Source organism: Synechococcus sp. CS-205, assembly GCF_025128255.1.
Taxonomy (GTDB): domain Bacteria; phylum Cyanobacteriota; class Cyanobacteriia; order PCC-6307; family Cyanobiaceae; genus Regnicoccus_A.
In genome coordinates this window covers 16,549-35,690 of sequence record NZ_JAHLZB010000038.1, presented here as the reverse complement: position 1 = coordinate 35,690, position 19,142 = coordinate 16,549, and the positions used below count along the sequence as shown (strand labels likewise).

Genomic DNA, 19,142 nt, shown 5'->3' with positions numbered 1-19,142 from the left:
TCAGCCCAGGGCGAAGGTGGCCAGATAGGGCAACCGTGCCGCCGTCCGCTGCAGCTCCTCCTCGTGGGAGAGCAGCTGGCCGGTGGCATTCCACTGGCCGCTGAGCAACATCTGACGTGGGCCGGCTGCCAGGGAGAGGTTCCATCGCCGCGCTGGCTCCAGGCAAGCTGCAGGAGCCTGGGCGCGGATCTCCGCCGTGGCCAGATCGAGCAGAAAACCGGCGGCAGGATCGGCGAGAGCCTGCTGCTGCAGCGCAAGGATCGTGGCGTGATCGCCGCTGAGGCAGGGGATCCCCAGAGCCAGGCAGTTGCCGAAGAAGATCTCGGCGAAACTCTCGCCCACCACGGCTCGGATGCCCCAGCGCATCAGGGCCTGGGGTGCATGCTCCCGGCTGGAGCCGCAGCCGAAATTTCGGTTGACCACCAGGATCGTGGCCCCCTGATGCTCAGGGCGATCGAAGGGGTGGGAGCCGGCCAGCTCGAGGCGATCGTCTGCGAAGGCCCCCTCGGCCAGCCCCTCGAAAGTGACGCACTTCAGGAAACGGGCCGGAATGATCCGGTCCGTGTCGATGTCGTCGCCGGCGACGACGACGATGCGGCCAGCGACCTCAGGGATCGGGCCGAAGGGAAAGGGCGACGCGCTCATGGCAACGGGGATGGGGAGACGGCAACGGGCCGAGGCTCGGCCGAAGCGGACCCAGCCACGGGGTGGCTCTCCAGCAGCTCACGCACATCGCTCACCTGGCCGGTGACGGCCGCCGCGGCCACCATCGCCGGGCTCATCAGCAGGGTGCGGCCGGAGGCTGAGCCCTGGCGGCCCTTGAAATTGCGGTTGCTGGAGCTGGCGCTGATCTGGCGACCCTCGAGCCGGTCAGGGTTCATCGCCAGGCACATCGAGCAGCCGGGTTCACGCCATTCGAAGCCCGCCTCCTCGAACAGGGTGTCAAGCCCCTCGGCCTCGGCCAGGGCGGCCACCTGCTCGGAGCCGGGCACCACGAAAGCCTTGATGCCCGGGGCCACATGGCGGCCAAGAGCCACCGCCGCCGCCGCTCGCAGATCACTCAGGCGGCCATTGGTGCAGCTGCCGATGAAACAGACATCCACCGGCAGTCCCAGGATCGGAGCTCCCGGCGCCAGGCCCATGTAGTGGTAGGCCTCCTCGGCGATCGGGCGCTCCTCCGCGGGCATCTGCTCGGGAGTGGGCACGGCTTCATCGACCCCGATCCCCTGCCCCGGTGTGATCCCCCAGGTGATGGTGGGGGGGATCGTGGCGGCCTCAAAACGCACCTCGTCGTCGAAACGGGCGTCAGGGCCGCTGGCCAGGGCGCTCCACCAGGCCACCGCCCGATCCCAGGCCGCCCCCTCCGGGGCAAAGGGCCTGCCTTTGATGTAAGCGAAGGTGGTGGCGTCGGGGTTGACGTAACCGCAGCGGGCGCCCCCCTCGATCGCCATGTTGCACAGGGTCATGCGTTCCTCCATCGAGAGGGACTCGATGCAGGATCCGGCGAATTCATAGGCGTAGCCCACACCCCCCTTTACCCCCAGGCTGCGGATCACGTGGAGGATCAGGTCCTTGGCGAAGACCCCCGGCTGCAGGGTGCCCTCCACCAGGATCCGGCGCACTTTCAGCTTGTTCATCGCCAGGCTCTGGCTGGCGAGCACATCGCGCACCTGGCTGGTGCCGATGCCGAAGGCGATCGCCCCGAAGGCTCCATGGGTGGAGGTGTGGGAATCACCGCAGGCGACCGTCATTCCCGGCTGACTCAGGCCCAGCTCCGGTGCGATCACGTGCACGATCCCCTGACGGCCGCTGCCGAGGCCATGCAGGGTGATCCCATGCTCGGCGCAGTTGCCCTCCAGCGTGGCAAGCATCTCCTCAGCGAGGGGATCGGCGAAGGGACGCGCCTGGGAGGTGGTGGGCACGATGTGATCCACCGTGGCCACGGTGCGCTCGGGATGGCGAACGCCCAGTTCAAGCTCCTTCAGGGCGGCGAAGGCCTGGGGGCTGGTCACCTCATGAATCAGGTGCAGACCGATGAACAGTTGGGTGGATCCTCCAGGCAGCTCCGCCACGCGGTGCAGGTCCCAGACCTTGTCGTACAGCGTGCCGGCGCTCACCGTGCCCCCGATGCCCAAGACGGTCCAACCTAGGGCGCAGGGGCCAGGCCCTTCGCCTCAGTCTCCGCCAGCAGACGACGCCTGAGGCGGTTGAGGGCTTCGCCGGCACTGACCGTCTGAATCCAGTGGCGGCTGCGGCCTCCACCGAAACGCACCCCCTCACTGGTGCTGCCCCCGGGGCCCGCCAGGGCGATGTGGACCAACCCCACCGGCTTGCCGGGGCTGCCGCCACCGGGGCCGGCCACGCCGGTCAGGGCCAGGGCCCAGGTGCTGCCCGTGACCCGCCGCGCCCCTTCGGCCATGGCAATCGCGACCGGATCGCTCACGGCCCCATGGGCTTCGAGCATGGCGGCAGGCACCCCCAGCAGCTGCTGCTTGACGACGTTGGCATAGGCGATCACCCCGCCGAGGAACACATCTGAAGCCCCGGGCACCGCCGTCAGGGCCGCACCCAGCCCACCGCCCGTGCACGATTCCGCCACCGCCAGCGTCTCCGCCCGCCTCCGCAACAGCTCCAGGCAGAGAGAGGCCTGGTTGTCGTCATCGATCCCGTAGAACCAGGAAGCCAACCGCTGGATCAGCTCGGCTTCCACTGGGGCAAGGCGCTGCTCGGCCTGCTGGAGCGTGGGTGCCTGGGCCGTGATCCGCAGTTTCACCTCGCCGGTGCCGGCGTAGGGGGCCACGGTGGGGTTCTCCAGCTCCAGCAGGTCGGCCACCTGCTCGGCCAGGAGTGATTCCCCGGCGCCCCAGAAGCGCAGGATCCGGCTGGAGAACACCCCCTCCACCAGCCCCTGACCCTTCAGCCAGGGTGCCGCCGTGGCGGCCCACATCGCCCGCAGCTCGGCGGGCACTCCCGGGAAGGTGAGCAGGGTGAAGCCGGGCCTGGGGGTCCAGATCATGCCGGGAGCCGTGCCCACCGGGTTGGGCAACAGCTCTGCTCCCACCGGCAGGAGGGCCTGTTTGCGGTTGCTTGGCGACGGGGTCCGATCCAGGGCTGCGAATTTGGTTTGGATGTCGTCCCACACCTCCGGGCGCTCCTGGAGCGGAGTGTCGAAGGCGGCAGCCAGGGCCTCGGTGGTGAGGTCATCGGGGGTGGGACCGAGGCCGCCTGTGCAGATGAGCACACGGCAGCGGCGGGAGGCCTCCCGCACCTCGGCGATCAGGCGCTCTCGGTTGTCCCCCACCACCGTCTGGCGGTAGTGGGGCAGTCCAAGGCCGGCCAGCTGCTCCGCCAGCCAGCGGGCATTGCCGTTGAGGATGTTGCCCAGCAGCAGCTCCGTGCCGATGCAGAGGATTTCGGTGCAGCGGGTTTCGCTGCCCGGGATGTCGCCTCCCCGGCGGGGCCCGATCTCAGGGCTGGGGGTCACGGCCGGCATCACAGGGAAATGACGGGGAGGCGTCGGTGGCGGTGGTTGAGCCGGTGGTGGGATCACTCAGCAGGTGGCGCTGGCGGCGGGATCCCAGCACCGCTCCGATCAGCACGGCGGTGGCCAGGGCCAGCCAGAGAAAGCGCATTTCCACGTTGGCCACCACCAGGGCCAGGGCCGCCAGCCACTGGGTGAAGGCATAGATCAGCAGGACCGTGCGGCGATGGCTGAAGCCCGCCCGCAGCAGGCGGTGATGAAGGTGGCGGCGGTCGGGATAGAAGGGGGAGTGACCTTCACTGAGACGGCCCATGATCACCGCCGACATGTCGGCCAGGGGCAGCGACAGGATCAGCAGCGGGAACAGCAGGCTGACGGTGGTGAGGCCCTTGGCCGGGCCGACGATGCTGATCGCCGCCAGGGCGAACCCGAGGAAATAGGACCCGCCATCGCCCATGAAAATGCGAGCGGGATTGAAATTGTGGCGCAGGAAGCCGAGGCAGGCTCCGGCCAGGGAGGCCGCCAGCAGACCGGCAGCGCTCTGCTGCAGGCTGAAACTCACCGAGAGCAGCCCGACTGCGGCAATGCCACCGACGCCGGCGGCCAGTCCATCGAGTCCATCGATCCAGTTGATGGCGTTGGTGATGCCCACCAACCAGATCACCGTGGCCAGCAGACTGAGCCCATCGGGCAGGGGAAAGGCCAGGGACGGCAGGCCGAACAGGCCCAGCGGCAGATCGATCGCTCCGATCCGTACGCCCTCGCTCCAGACCACCACCGCCACGGCCACCTGGCCGGCAAGGCGCGGCAGGGGCGGCAGGGCGAAGAGGTCATCGGCCAGACCGATCACGAAATAACAGAGTGCGCCGGCCAGGGTGGTCCAGATCAGCTGATCCCGGTCGGGAGCCACGGTGCCGAACCCTCCCAGGGCCCAGGTGAGCGCCAGGGCCAGGGAAAAACCGACCACCATGCCGATCCCCCCCAGCCGCACCATGGGGATGTCGTGCTGCTTACGCGAATCGGGTGGATCGAACAGGCCATACCGGAGCCCCATCCAGCGCACCAGTGGCACGATCAGCGCCGTGAGCAGGGCGGCGATCACGAAGGTGAGCAGTGCCGCGGCCAGCGGGCTGGAGGCCATCGTCACGCCCCTCGGCCCCGCATCGGGGCTCCAGGATCGGCCAGCAGCCAGAAAAGGAAGCACGGCCCTGGGCTGGGCAACGCTGGTGGCAACGTCGCGGGGCGAGCCATGCAAGGACCGGATCGAGCGGAAAGCTTAGGCAGCAGGGGTCAGGCAGGCAGGGGAATGCGGCTGGGTGCGTAGAGCGGATGGCGCTGGCAGAGCGCACGCACCCGCTCACGGCAGCGCAGTTCGATGACGCTGTCGTCGGGATGGAGCAGACGATCAGCGATCACATCAGCCACCTCAATGAAATCCTCGGCATCGAAGCCGCGGGTGGTGAGGGCGGCGGTGCCGAGGCGCAGGCCACTGGTGACGAAAGGCGATTCAGGATCAAACGGCACGGTGTTCTTGTTGGCCGTGATGTTCACCTCGCTCACCAGGAGGTCGGCCACCTTGCCGGTGAGGCCGATCGAGCGCAGGTCGAGGAGCACCAGGTGATTGTCGGTGCCACCGGAAACCACGGCGATGCCGCGCTCCTGGATCCGAGTGGCCAGGGCCTGGGCGTTGCGGATCACCTGCTGGCTGTAGGTCCTGAAGGCGGGCTGCAGGGCCTCGCCGAAGGCCACGGCCTTCGCCGCCACCACATGCTCGAGGGGGCCCCCCTGGCTGCCGGGGAAGACGGCCTTGTCGAAGCGCTTGCCGAACTCGGCGTCATTGCAGAGGATCAGGCCGCCGCGGGGGCCGCGCAGGGTCTTGTGGGTGGTGGTGGTGACCACATGGCAATGGGGGATGGGGCTGGGGTGGGCTCCCGTCGCCACCAGGCCGGCGATGTGGGCCATGTCGGCCAGCAGGAAGGCATCAACGGAATCGGCGATCGAGCGGAAGGCCGCGAAATCGATCGTGCGGGGATAGGCGGAGTAGCCGCAGATGATCAGCCTGGGGCGGTGCTGTTCGGCCAGAGCCCGGATGGCGTCGTAGTCGAGCTGGTGGGTGTGGGGATCGACGCCGTAATGGACGGCCTTGAACCACTTGCCCGAGACATTCACCGGTGAGCCATGGGTGAGATGGCCGCCATGGGAGAGGTCCATGCCCAGGATCGTGTCGCCGGGCTGAAGCAGGGCCAGGAACACCGCGAAGTTGGCCTGGGCACCGCTGTGGGGCTGCACATTCGCCCAGGCGGCACCGAACAGCTGCCGGGCCCGGGCGATCGCCAGCTCCTCGATCGCGTCGACGTGCTCGCAGCCGCCGTAGTAGCGCTTGTGGGGCAGGCCTTCGGCGTACTTGTTGGTGAGCACCGACCCCTGGGCCTCCATCACGGCCCTGGAGGTGAAATTCTCGCTGGCAATCAGCTCGAGGTGACTCTGCTGCCGCTCCAGTTCCCGGCCGATCAGGGCGGCGATGGCAGGGTCACCGGCCGCCAGGGACTGGTTCAGGGGCGTACCGGTGGCATCCACCATGGCGTCGACGAAAAGGTGCAAGAAATCCATCGTAAGAAATCACCCCGGCACGTCCGCAGTCCCGGGTGTCCTGGCCGGCAGGGGCGCCGCGGGCGGAAGACGTTGGGGATGAACAGCCAAGAAAAAACCGCCCGGTACGGACGGTTGACAAGCGCGCCTGGAGAGATTCGAACTCCCGACCCTCTGATCCGTAGTCAGATGCTCTAATCCGCTGAGCTACAAGCGCCTGTGGTTTCATTCTCACCGCACGGGGGGGCCATCCGTCAACTGTCGCCCGGGCACAATCGGGCCAGCCACCGCAGGCGCTGCGTCTCCCCTCCCCCATGCCGATCCGCTGGTACGGCCCCGCCGACCCCTCCGATCCCACCTACCGCCACTACGAGCGGGTCGTGAACCTCTGCCTCCATGGCGGCCTGTTCGCCGCCGTGAACAGTGGTCTTTGGTTCGTGCAGAGGCTGCGCCATCCCTGGCTGCATCTGAGCTGGCTGACTCTGGCCTGGGGGGCTGGCTGGCTGCTGCACCTCATCATCGTGTTGCGGTTGCGGCCACGGGCCGACGGGCTGGAGCAAGGTGAAGGCTGAGCGCACACCACCCCTGTGAGCCTGACGGCAAGCGAACTCGAGGAGCTGAGCCTGGCCCTGGCGGATCGCCTCTACATCCAGGTGGCCGGCTGGCATCTCTACCTGGGTGACGCGGGTCTGGCGATGACCCTGGCGATCGAATGCTCCGCCCGGCTCGATCAGGGGCCTGGGGTCTGCGCCCGCCAGGCCCTCGAGGCGGTGCAGGTGCCGATCGGTGGCGGTTCAGGCCGCCTGCCCCTGGCCCGCCTGCTGCCCCCAGGGCAGTTACGGGATCTCGAGGACGTGCTGGAGAACGTGGGCCGCTGAGCCGGCCCGGCTGAAGAAGCACGACAGTGCCGGCCTTGGCGTTGACCTGCGGATAAGGTCAAACCCGTTGCAGGCGTTGGATGCTGGTCATCGAGGTCACCAATGCCCGTGAGGTGGTCAGGCAGCGCATCGGCCCGCTGGGAGGTCGCCTGATCGGCAAGGTCGTCGACGCCGAGGCCCAGGTGGAGAAGGCATTGATTCAGGAACTGGAGAACGCTTTTCGGGACTTCGGCATCGAGGCGCGGATCTTCTCGGTGGATGGCCCTCAGATGCTGGGACGCAGTCACCTGGAGATCCCGGTGCAGGTGCGCGAGGAGCGACGGGTGACCATCACGAACCCCGACTGAGACGGCCAGCCAGCTGTCGGGCCAGATCTCGGGCCTCCGGCACACCCGCCCAGCTCGCCAGCAGCCCGTAGAGACCCAGCCCCAGTCCGGCACTCAGACCGCACTGCAGCAGTTGGCCCAGCAGCCCGTCGGGCCAGGCCACGAGTCCTGAGAGCGCCCAGGCGGCCAGCCCCCCGGCCACAGCCGCCAGCAGCAGCAGCAGGCTGTCGCGGCCCCAGACCCTCAGGGGCAGGCGCCCCAGACGTCGCTGCAGGGCCAGCAGCAAGCCGGCACAGGTGAGCAGGTTGACCCCCACCGTGGCCAGCACCAGGCCCGGGGCCCCGAAGTTGAGCCCAGGCAGCTGAAGCCCCCAGGGGCTGGGACCGCCCACCAGCACCCAGTCGAAGATCACGTTGAAGCCGATGCCGGCCATGGAGAAACGGAACGGCGTCGTGCCGTCCCCAAGGGCGTAGAACACCCGCACGAGCACGTCCCGCCCCAGATAGGCCGGCATGCCCACGCCGTAGGCCATCAGCAGGCTGGCCACCAGCAGCGCCGCTCCCCTATCGAATGCCCCCCGCTCGTAGACCACAGCCACGATCGGAACGGCCAGGGCCACGAACAGGGCCCCCAGCGGCATCATGCTGGCGGTGGAGAGCATCAGGCCCTGGCGGATCCTGTCCACCAGGGCCGGGCGATCGGCCGGGGCCGTGAGTCGGGCGAAGACCGGCAGCAGGGGCACCAGCAACGCGTTGGAGAGCAGGCCGAGGGGCGTCTGCACCAGCAGGTTCGCGTAGCCCAGGCCAGCGGCGGCCCCGACGATGCCGGAGGCGAAGAACAGGTCGGTGAAGACGTTGATCTGCAGCATCCCCGAGGAGAGGGTGGCCGGGCCCATCACCTGCAGCACCTCACGCACGCCCGGGTGCTTCCAGTCCCACACCAGCTGGAAGCGATGCAGGCCCTGCTTCGCCAGGGCCGGCAACTGGATCAGCCACTGCAACACAGCCCCCAGGGTGGTGGAGGCTGCCAGCACGATCCCCCCCAGCACCGCCGTGGCCGGCAGGGCAATCGCGGCACCCAGATGGAACCAGAGCAGGCCGATGCCGGCGATCATCGCCACGCTCGACACCAGTGGGCTCACCGAGGGCAGCCAGAAGACATCGGCCGCATTGAGAGCCCCGAAGCCCAGGCCGATCAGCCCGGCGAACAGGGCCATCGGCGCCATCCAGCGCAGCTGCACCACAGCGATGGCATGGCGCTCCGCATCCAGCCCTGGCCCCACCAGGGTGATCAGGGGATCGGCGGCAACCAGCAGCAGCACCGTCACCACCAGCAGACCCAGTCCCACAAGCGTGTTGATGGCCGCCAGAACGTGGGCTCCCTCTTGGCGGGGGCGGCGGGCCAGCACGCTGACCATGGCGCTGTGAAAGGGCCCGTTGATGCCTCCCAGCAGGATCAGCAGGAATCCCGGCAGCACATAGGCATAGTTGTAGGCGTCGTAAGCGGCCCCCACCCCGAAGGCGGCGGCAATCACCTGCTGGCGCAGCAGACCCGCCACTTTGCTCAGGCCGGTCGCCATCGCCACGATCAGGGCGATGCGCCGCAGGGATTTCGCCATCCGGTCAGGCCGTCGGCCCCCATCCACCGTGGGATTCTCCACCCTGCCGCCCACGGCCAGACCCTGAATCGATGCCGGTCCCCCAGAACATCCCCAGCTGTGCCGGTGCCCAGGCCGACGGGACGCTGATCCTGCCGCTGCAGAACCTGGTGGAGGGCGTGCTGCTTCGGCGGTACAAGCGCTTCCTGGCGGATGTGGAACTGCCCGATGGCCAGGTGGTGACGGCCCATTGCCCCAACACCGGTCCCATGACCGGGGTTCTCCACCCGGGCGGGCGGGTGCGCCTGCGCCACGACCCCAGACCGGAACGCAAGCTGGCCTGGACCTGGGAGCAGGCCATGGTGGCGGACAGGGACGGCTCGCCCTGCTGGGTGGGGGTGAACACGGCCCTGCCCAACCGGTTGGTGCGAGCCACGATCGAAGCCGGCTGCCTGGAGCCCTGGCTGGGACCGATCGGCTCGATCCGTGCCGAGGTGGCCTACGGCCAAGGCCGTCGCAGTCGGATCGATCTGCTCCTCAGCCCTGCAGCCGAGGCCAGCGATCCGCGACCGATCTACCTGGAGGTCAAGAACACCACCTGGAGCCGGGGGGATCTGGCCCTGTTCCCGGATACGGTCACGGAAAGGGGACAGAAGCACCTGCGCGAGCTGATGGCCGTTGGCCCCGAAGCCAGGGGCCTGCTGGTTCCCTGCCTCAGCCGCGCCGACGTCACGCGCTTCGCGCCCGGGGATTCAGCCGATCCCCGCTACGGCGAGCTGTTCCGGCAGGCCCTGGCGGCGGGAGTGGAGGTGCTGCCTCTGCGTTACCGCTTCAGCGCCGAGGCCGTGACCTGGATCGGTGTGGCGGAACTGGTGCCTCAGGAGCTTTAGGCCCATCCCTGCGTGAACGGATCGGGAATTTTGTAGCGGATGCCACCAGCGGTTGGTTCCACTTCGCGCACTTTTGCCCTGTAGGAACGCTTCCGGGCGTGATCCATCACTTTCCGCAAAATTCTGTGCGACGTTCCGCTCCATGACAGTTGCTCCTCACGCCCCTGGGCGACGCCGGCCGCGGCGGCTCCAGGAGGCGAGTTTGCTTGAGGCTCCCGAACTGCTGCTCCGCAGCATCCGTGGACTCTCCAATCCCCGCACGCTCACCTGGCTGGCCTGTGTGCCCCTGGCCCTGTTCGGCCTTGGCGTGTTCACGCTCTCAGCCCGGGCCGCCGAGCTGCCTGACCTGACCCCAGCCTTTCTGATCAACAACCTTTTCATCTTCGTCGCAGCGATCCTCGTCGTTTTCATGAACGCGGGCTTCGCCATGGTCGAATCAGGAATGTGTCGCCAGAAGAATGCCGTCAACATCCTTCTCAAGAACCTGATTGTTTTTGCGCTTGCCGCAACGGCTTACTGGTTCGTCGGGTATTCCATCATGTATGGCGATGCCGTTGTTGACGGCTGGCTGTTCTTCAAGGGCCTCTTCTTCGACCCAGCGGTAACCCCGGACATGGTCACGGAAGCCTCCCTTGTTCCGACTGTCGATTTCTTCTTCCAGGTCGCCTTCGCCGCCACCGCCGCAACGATCGTTTCCGGTCTTGTTGCTGAGCGGATCAAGTTCGGTGAATTCGTGGTGTTCTCTCTGGTGCTGGTTGGCTTCCTCTATCCCATCTCCGGATCCTGGCAGTGGAATGGAGGCTGGCTCACCACCCTCGGTGGTGAGGACGGCGGCTTCATTGACTTTGCCGGCTCTTCGATCGTTCACTCCTTCGGTGCCTGGGCCGGCTTGGTCGGCGCCATTCTTCTCGGTCCCCGGATCGGCAAATTCGTCCGTGGCAAGACCCAGGCCCTGCCTGGCCACAGCATGGCCATGGCCACCCTCGGCTGCCTGATCCTGTGGATCGGCTGGTATGGCTTCAACCCTGGTTCGGTGTTGGCGATGGACGAAACCGTTCCCTACGTGGCCGTCACCACCACCCTGGGTGCAGCCGGTGGTGCCATCTCAGGGACCCTGGTTTCCCAGATCCGCGGCAGCAAGCCTGATCTCACGATGACCATCAACGGCATCCTTGCCGGTCTGGTGAGCGTCACCGCCGGTTGTGATGGCTTCTCCATGGCGGGTGCCTGGGTCGCCGGCTTCATCGGTGGTGGCCTGGTGGTCCTCTCCGTGGCCATTCTGGATTCGATGAACATCGATGATCCTGTGGGCGCCTTTTCGGTGCACGGCACCTGTGGCATCTGGGGAACCCTGGCCGTTGGCCTGTTCAACCAGGACAAAGGTCTGTTCTATGGCCATGGCTTGGGCCAGTTTGGCTACCAGATCGTTGGGGTTCTGGCTTACGGCATCTTTGCTGCTGTGTCGTCCCTGATCCTCTGGTCGATCATCGGCTCCCTCTTCGGTGGCATCCGTGTCAGCGAGCAGGAAGAGATCGAAGGTCTCGACATCTCCGAGCACGGCATGGAGGCCTACCCCGACTTTGCCTCCACGGCAAACTGAGCCCTCAGCTGTTTCAATTCCGACCCCACGGTCACCTCTGGCCCCGGCTTCGACCGGGGCTTTTTTTCGCCCGTCGATGGGCACCAGCCCATAGAGTCGGCACCTGCCTGCCCTGCGGCGACGCCATGGACACCCGCGCCTTCAAACGCTCGCTGCACCACTCCGAGCGCTACAACCGCCGCGGCTTCGGCCTCGGCGAGCAGGTGGCGGTCAGCCTGGAGCAGGCCTACCAGAGCGAACTGATCGCCACCATCCGGGAGAATGGCTACGAGCTGCGGCATGGCCGCCTGACCGTTCGTCTCGCTGAGGCCTTCGGGTTCTGCTGGGGCGTGGAGCGGGCCGTGGCCATGGCCTATGAAACCCGACGTCACTACCCCAGCGAGCGGATCTGGATCACCAACGAAATCATCCACAACCCCTCGGTGAACGCGCACCTGCGCGACATGAATGTGCGCTTCATCCGTGTTGAGGAGGGAGTGAAGGACTTCTCCGAGGTGGGGACCGGTGATGTGGTGATCCTGCCGGCCTTCGGCGCCACCGTGCAGGAGATGCAGCTGCTGAACGAGCGGGGCTGCCACATCGTCGACACCACCTGCCCCTGGGTGTCGAAGGTGTGGAACACCGTGGAGAAGCACAAGAAGCACGCCTTCAGCTCGATCATCCACGGCAAGGTGAAGCACGAGGAAACCCTCGCCACCAGCTCCTTCGCCGGCACGTACCTGGTGGTGCTGGATCTGGCCGAGGCCCAGATGGTCTGCGACTACATCCTGGGCAAGGGTGATCGCCAGGCCTTCATGTCTCATTTCGCCAAAGCCTCCTCGCCAGGCTTCGATCCCGACCTCGACCTGGTTCGTGTCGGAGTGGCGAACCAGACCACGATGCTCAAGAGCGAAACCGAGGAAATCGGCCGGTTGTTCGAGCGCACCATGCTGCAGCGCTACGGCCCTGCCGAGCTCAACGACCACTTCCTGGCCTTCAACACCATCTGCGACGCCACCCAGGAGCGGCAGGACGCCATGTTCTCCCTGGTGGATGAACCGCTCGATCTGATGGTGGTCATCGGCGGCTACAACTCTTCGAACACCACACACCTGCAGGAGATCGCCATCAGCCGCGGCATCCGCTCCTTCCACATCGACACCCCCGAGCGAATCGGGCCAGGCAACCGCATCGAGCACATGCCCCTGGGGGGCAATCTGGAGCTGGTGGCGCCCTTCCTGCCGGAAGGTCCCCTGCGGGTGGGCATCACCTCCGGCGCCTCCACGCCTGACCGGGTGGTGGAGGACGTGATCCGCCACCTGATGGAACTCTGCGGCAGCTGAGCACCGAGAAGCCCTGACCCTTCAGCACCGTTGCTGTCACAAGCGCTGCGATCGCCCGCTCAGCCCGCAATTACATTGGTTCATCGGCTCCCGCAACCACGGGGTTCCCGCTCGGGCATCGAGGAGATCGAACAGTTTTGAGCACCGCCCTGTCCCGCGACGCCTCGACAGCTGTGGCCCCTGCCCATGATCCCGAGTCTGACCAGGGCTCCCCTGCGGCAGGTATGCCCCTGCGCCACAGCGATGATCTCCGGGTCAACCGCTACAGCAGCCGCTTCGCCGATGTGATGGAGATGCGGGCGCCCTCCCGCACCGTGGCTGACTACCTGGATCACCACGACGGCTGGTTCCGACGCTGTGCGGCGCCGATGACGGTGCAACCGCTCGGCCCAAATGGCTATGCCCTGACCCTGGGGCGCTTCGGCAATTTCGGTTTCGAGGTGGAGCCCACCATCGGCCTGGAGCTCCTGCCCCAGAGCGAAGGGGTCTACCGGATCGTCACAGCGGCGCTGAATGATCCCGACGTCAACCTGCAGGAGATCTACGACGTCGAATTCAATGCCTCCCTGCAGCTCGAGGAGGCCTCTGCAGAGGCGGATCCTGACCTTGACGGCGCCGCTGAGGGCTCTCTCACCCAGGTGCGCTGGGAACTCGACCTCTGTGTCTGGATCCGGCTGCCGGCGGTGATCGGTCTGCTTCCCGACAAGCTGGTGCAATCCAGCGGCGACCATCTGCTGCGACAGATCGTGCGACAGATCTCACGCAAGCTCACCTGGAAGGTCCAGGAAGACTTTCACGCCACCCACGAGCTGACCTGCCCGCCGCGCAGGCGGGCACCCTTCTGAGGACCGCCTGAGCGATCCTCAGCCGCACCAGGCCTCAGCGGTTGGTCCAGATCTTGTTGAGGATCTGCATGCCGGTGACCGCCTGCCAGAGGAAGAGGGTCATCAGGGTCATGTTCAGGCCCACATGCGCCTTGCGGGCGATCAGGTTGCCCTTGAGCATCAGCGGAGAAAGGGAAGCAGCCACGGCGATCAGGCTGACCATGGCGATGCCCACCAGCAGATGCGGGCTCACGAACAACTTGTCGTTGTTGATGTAGGTGACGGCCATGCCGCCGAAGCTGCCCAGCACCATCACCGCCAGCACGATCGAGCCGATCTGAAAGTGCCGCTGAGCGAATTTGCCTTTGATCAGCTCCTTGCGCTGCTCCGGATCGGCGGTGCGGGTCTTCTTGGCCTTGATGCCCAGGAACAGGGCATAGCCGGAAAGAGCCAGCAACACCCACATCAACAGGGGGTGCAGGAAATTGAGGTTGAAGGCGAGGGCGTCGGGCATGGTCACGGGGTGAGGCCGTTGGCAGCGAAACTACTGCTCGAACCCCTCCCCGCGCCGTTCAGCACAGCCAAGCGTCGGCTCAGTGCAGGAAGTGACGGCGGCCGGTGCAGACCATGGCCAGATCGAGCTGATCACAGGCCTGGATCGACTCCCCATCCCGCAGGCTGCCACCCGGCTGGATCACGGCGGTGATGCCATGGGCCGCCGCCAGGCGCACGGTGTCGCCGAAGGGGAAGAAGCCATCACTGGCGAGCACCGCCCCCCGGCTACCCTCGCCGGCCGCCTCGAGGGCCAGCCGGGCGGAGCCCACCCGGTTCATCTGACCGGCACCGATCCCCAGGCTGACCCCGCCACGGGCGACCACGATCGCGTTAGAGCGGACATGACGCACCAGGCGCCAGGCGAAGCGCAGATCATCGAGCTCAGCCGGGCTGGGCGCCCGCTGGGTGACGATCTGCCAATCGGCTTCGCTGGCCGGACAATCGTCGAGGTCCTGGGCCAGCAGGCCACCCAGCACCGTCCGTAACTGGCGGCGGGGTGCCCGCTCGGCGGCCTCAGGCGCCAGCTCCAGCAGCCTCAGGTTGGTCTTGGCCCCCAGACGGGCCAGGGCCTCCTCGCTGTAACCAGGCGCCACGACACACTCCAGAAACAGACTGGTGAGCTGCTCGGCGCTGGGCCCATCCACCCCTGTATTGAGGGCCACGATGCCGCCGAAGGCCGAGACGGAATCCGCCGCCAGGGCCCGCTGCACAGCCTCGGTGGCGCTACTGCCCACGGCCACCCCGCAGGGGTTGGTGTGCTTGACCACGACAGCTGCTGGTGGGACATCGGCGCCATAGCCGAACTCCCGGACGGTGGCCAGGGCGGCATCGAGATCGAGCAGATTGTTGAAGCTGAGCTCCTTGCCCTGCAGCTGCCGGGCCCCGCCCCAGCCCACTCCGGGTTCGCTGTACCAGCCGGCCTGCTGGTGAGGGTTCTCGCCGTAGCGCAGGGACTGGCGCAAGGGCAACTCCAGCCGCAGTGGGGCCTCCAGCCGCTCCTCCAGCCAGGCACTGATGGCAGTGTCGTAGCTGGCGGTGTGGCGGAACGCCTCCAGGGCGAGCCGGCGGCGCAGGCCGGCATCGACCCGATCGGCCGCCAGGGCCGCGAGGAAGTCGCCGTACTGGCCGGGATCGGTGAGCACCGTCACATCGGCGTGGTTCTTGGCGGCGGCCCGCACCATGGCCGGACCACCGATGTCGATCGTCTCCACCGCCTTGTCCCAGGTGACGGAGGGATCAGCCACCGTTTCGCGAAAGGGATAGAGGTTCACCACCACCACATCGATGGGGGTGATCGCCTGGGCCTCAAGATCGGCCCTGTGGGCCGGATCCTCCCGGCGGGCGAGGATGCCGCCGTGGATCCGTGGATGCAGGGTCTTGACCCGTCCGCCGAGCATCTCGGGCGCTCCGGTGTGGTCAGCCACACGGGTCACGGGCAGGCCGGCGGCAGCCAGGGCGGCGGCGGTGCCACCACTGGAGAGGAGGCTGTAGCCATGCCGGTGGTGCAGGGCCGTGGCGAGTTCCACCACGCCCTGCTTGTCCGACACACTCAGCAGGGCAGTGGGGGCCATGGGGTGTCGTGAGAGCGTGCTGGCCACAACTTACGCAGCGGCCTCACCCCAACGGCCCCGGGCACCCAGCACCATGGCCCCAGCTCCGGCCCTGCCGCCGGAACCCCCTGAACCAGGACCCAGCTCCATGACAGACGACCTTCTGATCCGCGGACCCGCCGACGCCGAGCAGCGGTTGGTGTTGCTGCATGGCTGGGGCGCCGATGCCGATGACCTGCTCGATCTGGGGGAGGAACTGGCCGGCCGCCGCACGGGGGTTGTGAGCCTGCGCGCCCCCGAAGCCCATCCCTGTGGAGTGGGTCGCCAGTGGTACGACCTGCAGCAGTCCGAGTGGCCAGGACTGGCGGGGGCACGGCAGCAGCTGAAGCTGCGGCTCGAGGCCCTGGCGGAGAGCCTGCCCCTGGAGCGGACCGTTGTGCTCGGCTTCTCCCAGGGAGCTGCCATGGCCCTGGATGTGGCCAGCGACCTGCCGGTGGCCGGCGTGATCTGCTGCAGCGGCTATCCCCATCCCGGCTGGAACCCGCGCGCCCCCTTGCCTCCGATCCTGCTCACCCATGGCCGCGCGGACCCGATGGTGCCCTATGCCGCCAGCGAGGAGCTGCAGCGCCTCTGGCGGAACGCCGGTGGGGACAGCCAACTGCTGGGATTTCCAGGGGAGCACACCATCGACACGGCCCTGTTTCCTGCCCTGCGCCGCTTCATGGAGCAGCACTGGCCAACACCCTCAACATGAACAAACCCCCGTCGAATCCCAGGATCCGCGGGGGTTGATCGGGTCCCGTCGGGGGAGCGGAAGGCTCAGACGAAGGCGTACTCGTACTCTTCCATCTCCTCCCAGTCGTCGGAGCCGTTGGCTTCGAGGCCGGCGAAGAGGCTGTCTTCACCGATCTGATCGACGATCAGGCGGAGGGAGGGGAAGAGGAAGTGGTTCTCCTCGGCGTACTGGGCGCTGAACAGGCCCTTCTCACCCCAGAAGAAGCGATCGGTGGTGTGCTCGTTGCGGCGGACGTTGAGCAGGGCGGGCGCCTCAAGGCCGGTTTCGGCGATGTAGCGGCGAGCCGCGGTGACCGGCTTGTGCTGTCCGGTTTCGAGGTGATGGGTGGGCACGTGGGCGAGCACGCGCTGACCGGCGAGACGACGGCGACTGATCCGCTTGCGCTTCTTGGACATGAAACAACTCCCGAGGGGGAGATGGAGAGGGATGGGAAGGATGGCCGGTCTCGTTGGACGAGACAGACCGACTGAGCGCTTCAGAGGGAAGCGCAGGCACGTCCAGACATCTGGCTACCGGGAGCGGAAGTCCTGGGGCTGCTGCGGCCAGCTGCACCAAGAATCGCCAGACAGGAAGCAGCCCGGAGGCACCCCAGGAGGGCCTCCGAACAGAGGAGGAACGGGTCTCCCTCTGCTGTAGCCTCGTTTGCAGGAAAGTGCAACCGATGCGACCGCCCATCCTCCTGGTGTTCCGCTCGCGGACCGCGAAGTAGTGGTCGATACGTAAATCTTAAGGCTAATTCTCGGATTTCAACCACGGTTCCCGGAACTTTTTTCGCAGCCTCCCCCGGCCAGTCCCCGATGCAGGTGTCGCCGCGTTTTCTGACCCTGCTGCAGTTGCAGCTTGAGCAGTTTTCTGACCGCAGCGACGTCCGCAGCCTGGTGGTGTACCTGGCGGTTCCACGCGACGACGGCAAACCGGCCCTCGTGCCCATGGGCCACTGGCCTCAACAACGCAGGGTCCTGCCGGCCGTCGATGAGGACCGGAGCCTCCTGCTTCCCAGCGAGCAGCGCCGCTGGCTCCCCCTCCGCCATCAGAGCAGCCTGCTGGGCGCCCTGAGGGTCGAGCTGGCGGGGACCACGTGGCCACCCAGCCTGCATCCACGCCTCCAGGCCGTGGCCCAGGGCCTCACGGAGGCGCTGCTCCTGGATCTGGAGCACCAGCAACTGGCCCAGCAGCTGGAGCGGCAACAGCAGCAGTTGCGCCTGTTGGTGCACCAGATGCGCAACCCACTGGCCGCATTGCGCACCTTCGCCCAGCTGCTCAAACGACGGCTGGAGGGAGATCCTGAGAAGAGGGCCCTGGTCGACAACCTGCTGGTGGAGGGGCAACAGCTCCACCGCTACATCGAAGCGATCGACGGGCTCACGGATTCCGCCGCGATCCAACCGGGGCTGTTGGCGGCAGGCCCCCTGCTGCTGCCGCCGTCCCTGAGGACAGACGACGCCACGCCGTTGGGAGAGCGCGTGGAACCGCTGCTCCAGCGAGCCGCCGCCACAGCTGCCCTGCAGGGACGCCCCTGGCTGGGCCCACACTCCCTGCCCGGCTGGCGGGGCGACAGCGCCGCAGTGGCCGAAATTCTGGCCAACCTGCTGGAGAATGCCTTCCGCTACAGCCCCGAGGGCAGCAGCGTGGGCCTGCACAGCGCACAGGCCCCGAACGGCCGCCCCAGTCTCACGGTCTGGGACGACGGTGTGGCGATCGCTCCAGAAGAACGGGAGACCATCTTCGCGCGGGGCATCCGGGGGGAGCGGGGCAAGGCCCTGCCCGGGAGTGGCCTGGGTCTGGCCCTGGCCAGGGATCTGGCCCGCAGCCTCGGCGGGGAGCTCAGCCTGCTCTGTCCCCCGAGCCTCGTCGCCAGCGAGCTGCCCGACTCCGGGAACGCCTTCCTGCTTGAGCTGCCCCCCAGCGCCTAGCCGACCCCAGCCACGAGCACGGTCAGGGCAAGCAGCAACAGTGTCAGGGTCTCCACCCACTCCACGCAGGCGCCGTAGGTGTCACCGCTGTGCCCCCCCAGGCGACGGCCCAGTCGGTGGGGCACCAGCCATGCCGGCAGGAGGCCCAGCCAGCCTTGCCAGGGCCAACCCATCGACGCCCCCACCAGGGTGAGGGGCACCAGCAACAGCAGCGATGGCCTGAGCTCTCGACCGAGGCCAAGCCAGTGCCGCTTGTGGTAGGCGGCCGTGCCGGCCGGGCGCAGGTAGGGGAAACGCTCCATCGCCAGCAACGGAGCGATGCGGCCCCACACTCCAGCCCAGACAAGGGCGAGAGCCACCAGGGGGCCGAGGTTGAGCTCCGCCATGGTGAGCAGCGCCGCCCCGCGCAGCAACAGCACCTGCACCAGCGCCAGCACCCCGCTGGCCCCGATCCGGCTGTCGTCCATCGCCTCGAGGGCCCGCTCGCCGGCGGCCAGGCCATCTGCCGTGTCCATCGCCCCATCGGCATGGATCCCGCCCGTGAGCCAGAGGCCCAGGGCCAGCACCAGGGCCACCCGCGCGCCGGACGGTAACCAGGGTTCCGCCCAGCACCAGAGCAGACCCTGCAGCAAGCCCTGCAAGAGACCGATCCAGGGGGCGAATCGGGCAATCCGCTCGAAGCGTGGCTGGGGCCTGGGCCAGGCAGGCAACACGGTGTAGAAGATCCAGGCCCCGGCCAGATCACGCAGCCAGGGGGGCGCCGCCAGAGGTCTCATCGGCCCTCTCCCTGAGCACCCTCTAGCTTCGTTGCCGAACCGTTC

19 protein-coding genes and 1 tRNA gene are annotated in these 19,142 nt (G+C 67.4%); 9 read left to right on the top strand and 11 right to left on the bottom strand.

The genetic code is table 11. The features are described from left to right. The 6 genes from KQ297_RS09580 to KQ297_RS09555 form a co-directional block, all read right to left on the bottom strand. Positions 1–645, bottom strand: a complete 645-nt coding sequence (locus KQ297_RS09580; RefSeq protein WP_259739217.1) for a 3-isopropylmalate dehydratase small subunit 2 — start codon at positions 643–645, stop codon at positions 1–3. Beyond that, positions 642–2,117: a 3-isopropylmalate dehydratase large subunit gene (gene leuC, locus KQ297_RS09575; protein ID WP_259739216.1), complete on the bottom strand. Its 1,476-nt coding sequence runs from the start codon at positions 2,115–2,117 to the stop codon at positions 642–644. Before leuC ends, KQ297_RS09580 begins: the two co-directional genes overlap by 4 nt. 29 nt (positions 2,118–2,146) lie before the next feature. Beyond that, positions 2,147–3,493, bottom strand: coding sequence for a competence/damage-inducible protein A (locus KQ297_RS09570; RefSeq protein WP_259739215.1), 1,347 nt, complete (start codon positions 3,491–3,493; stop codon positions 2,147–2,149). Beyond that, on the bottom strand, positions 3,468–4,628 hold the full coding sequence (locus KQ297_RS09565; protein WP_259739214.1) for a glycosyltransferase family 4 protein: 1,161 nt from the start codon (positions 4,626–4,628) through the stop codon (positions 3,468–3,470). The genes KQ297_RS09570 and KQ297_RS09565 overlap by 26 nt, the downstream gene beginning before the upstream one ends. Positions 4,629–4,771: 143 nt before the next feature. After that, positions 4,772–6,061, bottom strand: a complete 1,290-nt coding sequence (gene glyA / locus KQ297_RS09560; protein WP_311133997.1) for a serine hydroxymethyltransferase — start codon at positions 6,059–6,061, stop codon at positions 4,772–4,774. A gap of 152 nt (positions 6,062–6,213) precedes the next feature. Then, a tRNA-Arg gene (locus tag KQ297_RS09555) sits at positions 6,214–6,287 on the bottom strand. A gap of 97 nt (positions 6,288–6,384) precedes the next feature. On the opposite strand from KQ297_RS09555, the gene KQ297_RS09550 reads away from it, so the two are divergent. The 3 genes from KQ297_RS09550 (at position 6,385) to KQ297_RS09540 (ending at position 7,295) form a co-directional block, all read left to right on the top strand. After that, positions 6,385–6,642: a hypothetical protein gene (locus tag KQ297_RS09550; protein WP_259739213.1), complete on the top strand. Its 258-nt coding sequence runs from the start codon at positions 6,385–6,387 to the stop codon at positions 6,640–6,642. Between the two features lie 15 nt (positions 6,643–6,657). After that, positions 6,658–6,948 (top strand): DUF3181 family protein, encoded by a 291-nt coding sequence (locus KQ297_RS09545; RefSeq protein ID WP_185466553.1) that lies wholly within the window; start codon positions 6,658–6,660, stop codon positions 6,946–6,948. 80 nt (positions 6,949–7,028) lie between these two features. Next, positions 7,029–7,295, top strand: a complete 267-nt coding sequence (locus tag KQ297_RS09540) for a cytochrome-c oxidase (RefSeq protein WP_185466551.1) — start codon at positions 7,029–7,031, stop codon at positions 7,293–7,295. Here KQ297_RS09540 and murJ read toward each other — a convergent pair. After that, the gene (gene murJ, locus KQ297_RS09535; RefSeq protein WP_259739212.1) at positions 7,279–8,892 is read right to left on the bottom strand and encodes a murein biosynthesis integral membrane protein MurJ; all 1,614 of its coding nucleotides are present in this window, start codon (positions 8,890–8,892) and stop codon (positions 7,279–7,281) included. The two genes, KQ297_RS09540 and murJ, sit on opposite strands and share 17 nt — an antisense overlap. A gap of 71 nt (positions 8,893–8,963) precedes the next feature. Between murJ and sfsA the strand changes: the two genes are divergently transcribed. The 4 genes from sfsA (at position 8,964) to KQ297_RS09515 (ending at position 13,528) form a co-directional block, all read left to right on the top strand. Then, positions 8,964–9,761 (top strand): DNA/RNA nuclease SfsA, encoded by a 798-nt coding sequence (gene sfsA, locus KQ297_RS09530; RefSeq protein ID WP_259739211.1) that lies wholly within the window; start codon positions 8,964–8,966, stop codon positions 9,759–9,761. A 142-nt stretch (positions 9,762–9,903) separates the two neighbouring features. Then, a complete protein-coding gene (locus KQ297_RS09525; RefSeq protein WP_259739210.1) occupies positions 9,904–11,361 on the top strand; it encodes an ammonium transporter in 1,458 nt (485 codons plus the stop codon). Between the two features lie 125 nt (positions 11,362–11,486). Then, a complete protein-coding gene (locus KQ297_RS09520; RefSeq protein WP_259739209.1) occupies positions 11,487–12,683 on the top strand; it encodes a 4-hydroxy-3-methylbut-2-enyl diphosphate reductase in 1,197 nt (398 codons plus the stop codon). Between the two features lie 224 nt (positions 12,684–12,907). After that, complete coding sequence (locus KQ297_RS09515; RefSeq protein ID WP_259739256.1) at positions 12,908–13,528, top strand: DUF1997 domain-containing protein; 621 nt, start codon at positions 12,908–12,910, stop codon at positions 13,526–13,528. A 34-nt stretch (positions 13,529–13,562) separates the two neighbouring features. Here KQ297_RS09515 and KQ297_RS09510 read toward each other — a convergent pair whose 3' ends face one another. Both KQ297_RS09510 and purH read right to left on the bottom strand, forming a co-directional pair. Beyond that, on the bottom strand, positions 13,563–14,021 hold the full coding sequence (locus KQ297_RS09510; protein ID WP_259739208.1) for a DUF4079 domain-containing protein: 459 nt from the start codon (positions 14,019–14,021) through the stop codon (positions 13,563–13,565). Positions 14,022–14,100: 79 nt separating this feature from the next. Further along, the gene (purH, locus tag KQ297_RS09505; protein ID WP_259739207.1) at positions 14,101–15,633 is read right to left on the bottom strand and encodes a bifunctional phosphoribosylaminoimidazolecarboxamide formyltransferase/IMP cyclohydrolase; all 1,533 of its coding nucleotides are present in this window, start codon (positions 15,631–15,633) and stop codon (positions 14,101–14,103) included. A gap of 127 nt (positions 15,634–15,760) precedes the next feature. On the opposite strand from purH, the gene KQ297_RS09500 reads away from it, so the two are divergent. Next, positions 15,761–16,366, top strand: coding sequence for an alpha/beta hydrolase (locus tag KQ297_RS09500; protein WP_259739206.1), 606 nt, complete (start codon positions 15,761–15,763; stop codon positions 16,364–16,366). 65 nt (positions 16,367–16,431) lie between these two features. Here KQ297_RS09500 and KQ297_RS09495 read toward each other — a convergent pair whose 3' ends face one another. Then, a complete protein-coding gene (locus KQ297_RS09495; RefSeq protein ID WP_185466536.1) occupies positions 16,432–16,803 on the bottom strand; it encodes a DUF3155 domain-containing protein in 372 nt (123 codons plus the stop codon). Positions 16,804–17,205: 402 nt separating this feature from the next. On the opposite strand from KQ297_RS09495, the gene KQ297_RS09490 reads away from it, so the two are divergent. After that, on the top strand, positions 17,206–18,321 hold the full coding sequence (locus KQ297_RS09490; RefSeq protein ID WP_259739205.1) for a sensor histidine kinase KdpD: 1,116 nt from the start codon (positions 17,206–17,208) through the stop codon (positions 18,319–18,321). On the opposite strand, the gene cobS is transcribed toward KQ297_RS09490, so the two are convergent. Further along, positions 18,318–19,097 (bottom strand): adenosylcobinamide-GDP ribazoletransferase, encoded by a 780-nt coding sequence (cobS, locus tag KQ297_RS09485; protein WP_259739204.1) that lies wholly within the window; start codon positions 19,095–19,097, stop codon positions 18,318–18,320. The two genes, KQ297_RS09490 and cobS, sit on opposite strands and share 4 nt — an antisense overlap. Positions 19,098–19,142: the final 45 nt, after the last annotated feature.

Coding starts and splice junctions, on each gene's coding strand:
- KQ297_RS09580 (WP_259739217.1), bottom strand. CDS start 645: ATGAGCGCGTCGCCCTTTCCCTTCGGCCCGATCCCTGAGGTCGCTGGC.
- KQ297_RS09570 (WP_259739215.1), bottom strand. CDS start 3,493: ATGCCGGCCGTGACCCCCAGCCCTGAGATCGGGCCCCGCCGGGGAGGC.
- glyA (WP_311133997.1), bottom strand. CDS start 6,061: ATGGTGGATGCCACCGGTACGCCCCTGAACCAGTCCCTGGCGGCCGGT.
- KQ297_RS09550 (WP_259739213.1), top strand. CDS start 6,385: ATGCCGATCCGCTGGTACGGCCCCGCCGACCCCTCCGATCCCACCTAC.
- KQ297_RS09540 (WP_185466551.1), top strand. CDS start 7,029: ATGCTGGTCATCGAGGTCACCAATGCCCGTGAGGTGGTCAGGCAGCGC.
- murJ (WP_259739212.1), bottom strand. CDS start 8,892: ATGGCGAAATCCCTGCGGCGCATCGCCCTGATCGTGGCGATGGCGACC.
- sfsA (WP_259739211.1), top strand. CDS start 8,964: ATGCCGGTCCCCCAGAACATCCCCAGCTGTGCCGGTGCCCAGGCCGAC.
- KQ297_RS09525 (WP_259739210.1), top strand. CDS start 9,904: ATGACAGTTGCTCCTCACGCCCCTGGGCGACGCCGGCCGCGGCGGCTC.
- KQ297_RS09520 (WP_259739209.1), top strand. CDS start 11,487: ATGGACACCCGCGCCTTCAAACGCTCGCTGCACCACTCCGAGCGCTAC.
- KQ297_RS09515 (WP_259739256.1), top strand. CDS start 12,908: ATGCCCCTGCGCCACAGCGATGATCTCCGGGTCAACCGCTACAGCAGC.
- KQ297_RS09510 (WP_259739208.1), bottom strand. CDS start 14,021: ATGCCCGACGCCCTCGCCTTCAACCTCAATTTCCTGCACCCCCTGTTG.
- purH (WP_259739207.1), bottom strand. CDS start 15,633: ATGGCCCCCACTGCCCTGCTGAGTGTGTCGGACAAGCAGGGCGTGGTG.
- KQ297_RS09500 (WP_259739206.1), top strand. CDS start 15,761: ATGACAGACGACCTTCTGATCCGCGGACCCGCCGACGCCGAGCAGCGG.
- KQ297_RS09495 (WP_185466536.1), bottom strand. CDS start 16,803: ATGTCCAAGAAGCGCAAGCGGATCAGTCGCCGTCGTCTCGCCGGTCAG.
- KQ297_RS09490 (WP_259739205.1), top strand. CDS start 17,206: ATGCAGGTGTCGCCGCGTTTTCTGACCCTGCTGCAGTTGCAGCTTGAG.
- cobS (WP_259739204.1), bottom strand. CDS start 19,097: ATGAGACCTCTGGCGGCGCCCCCCTGGCTGCGTGATCTGGCCGGGGCC.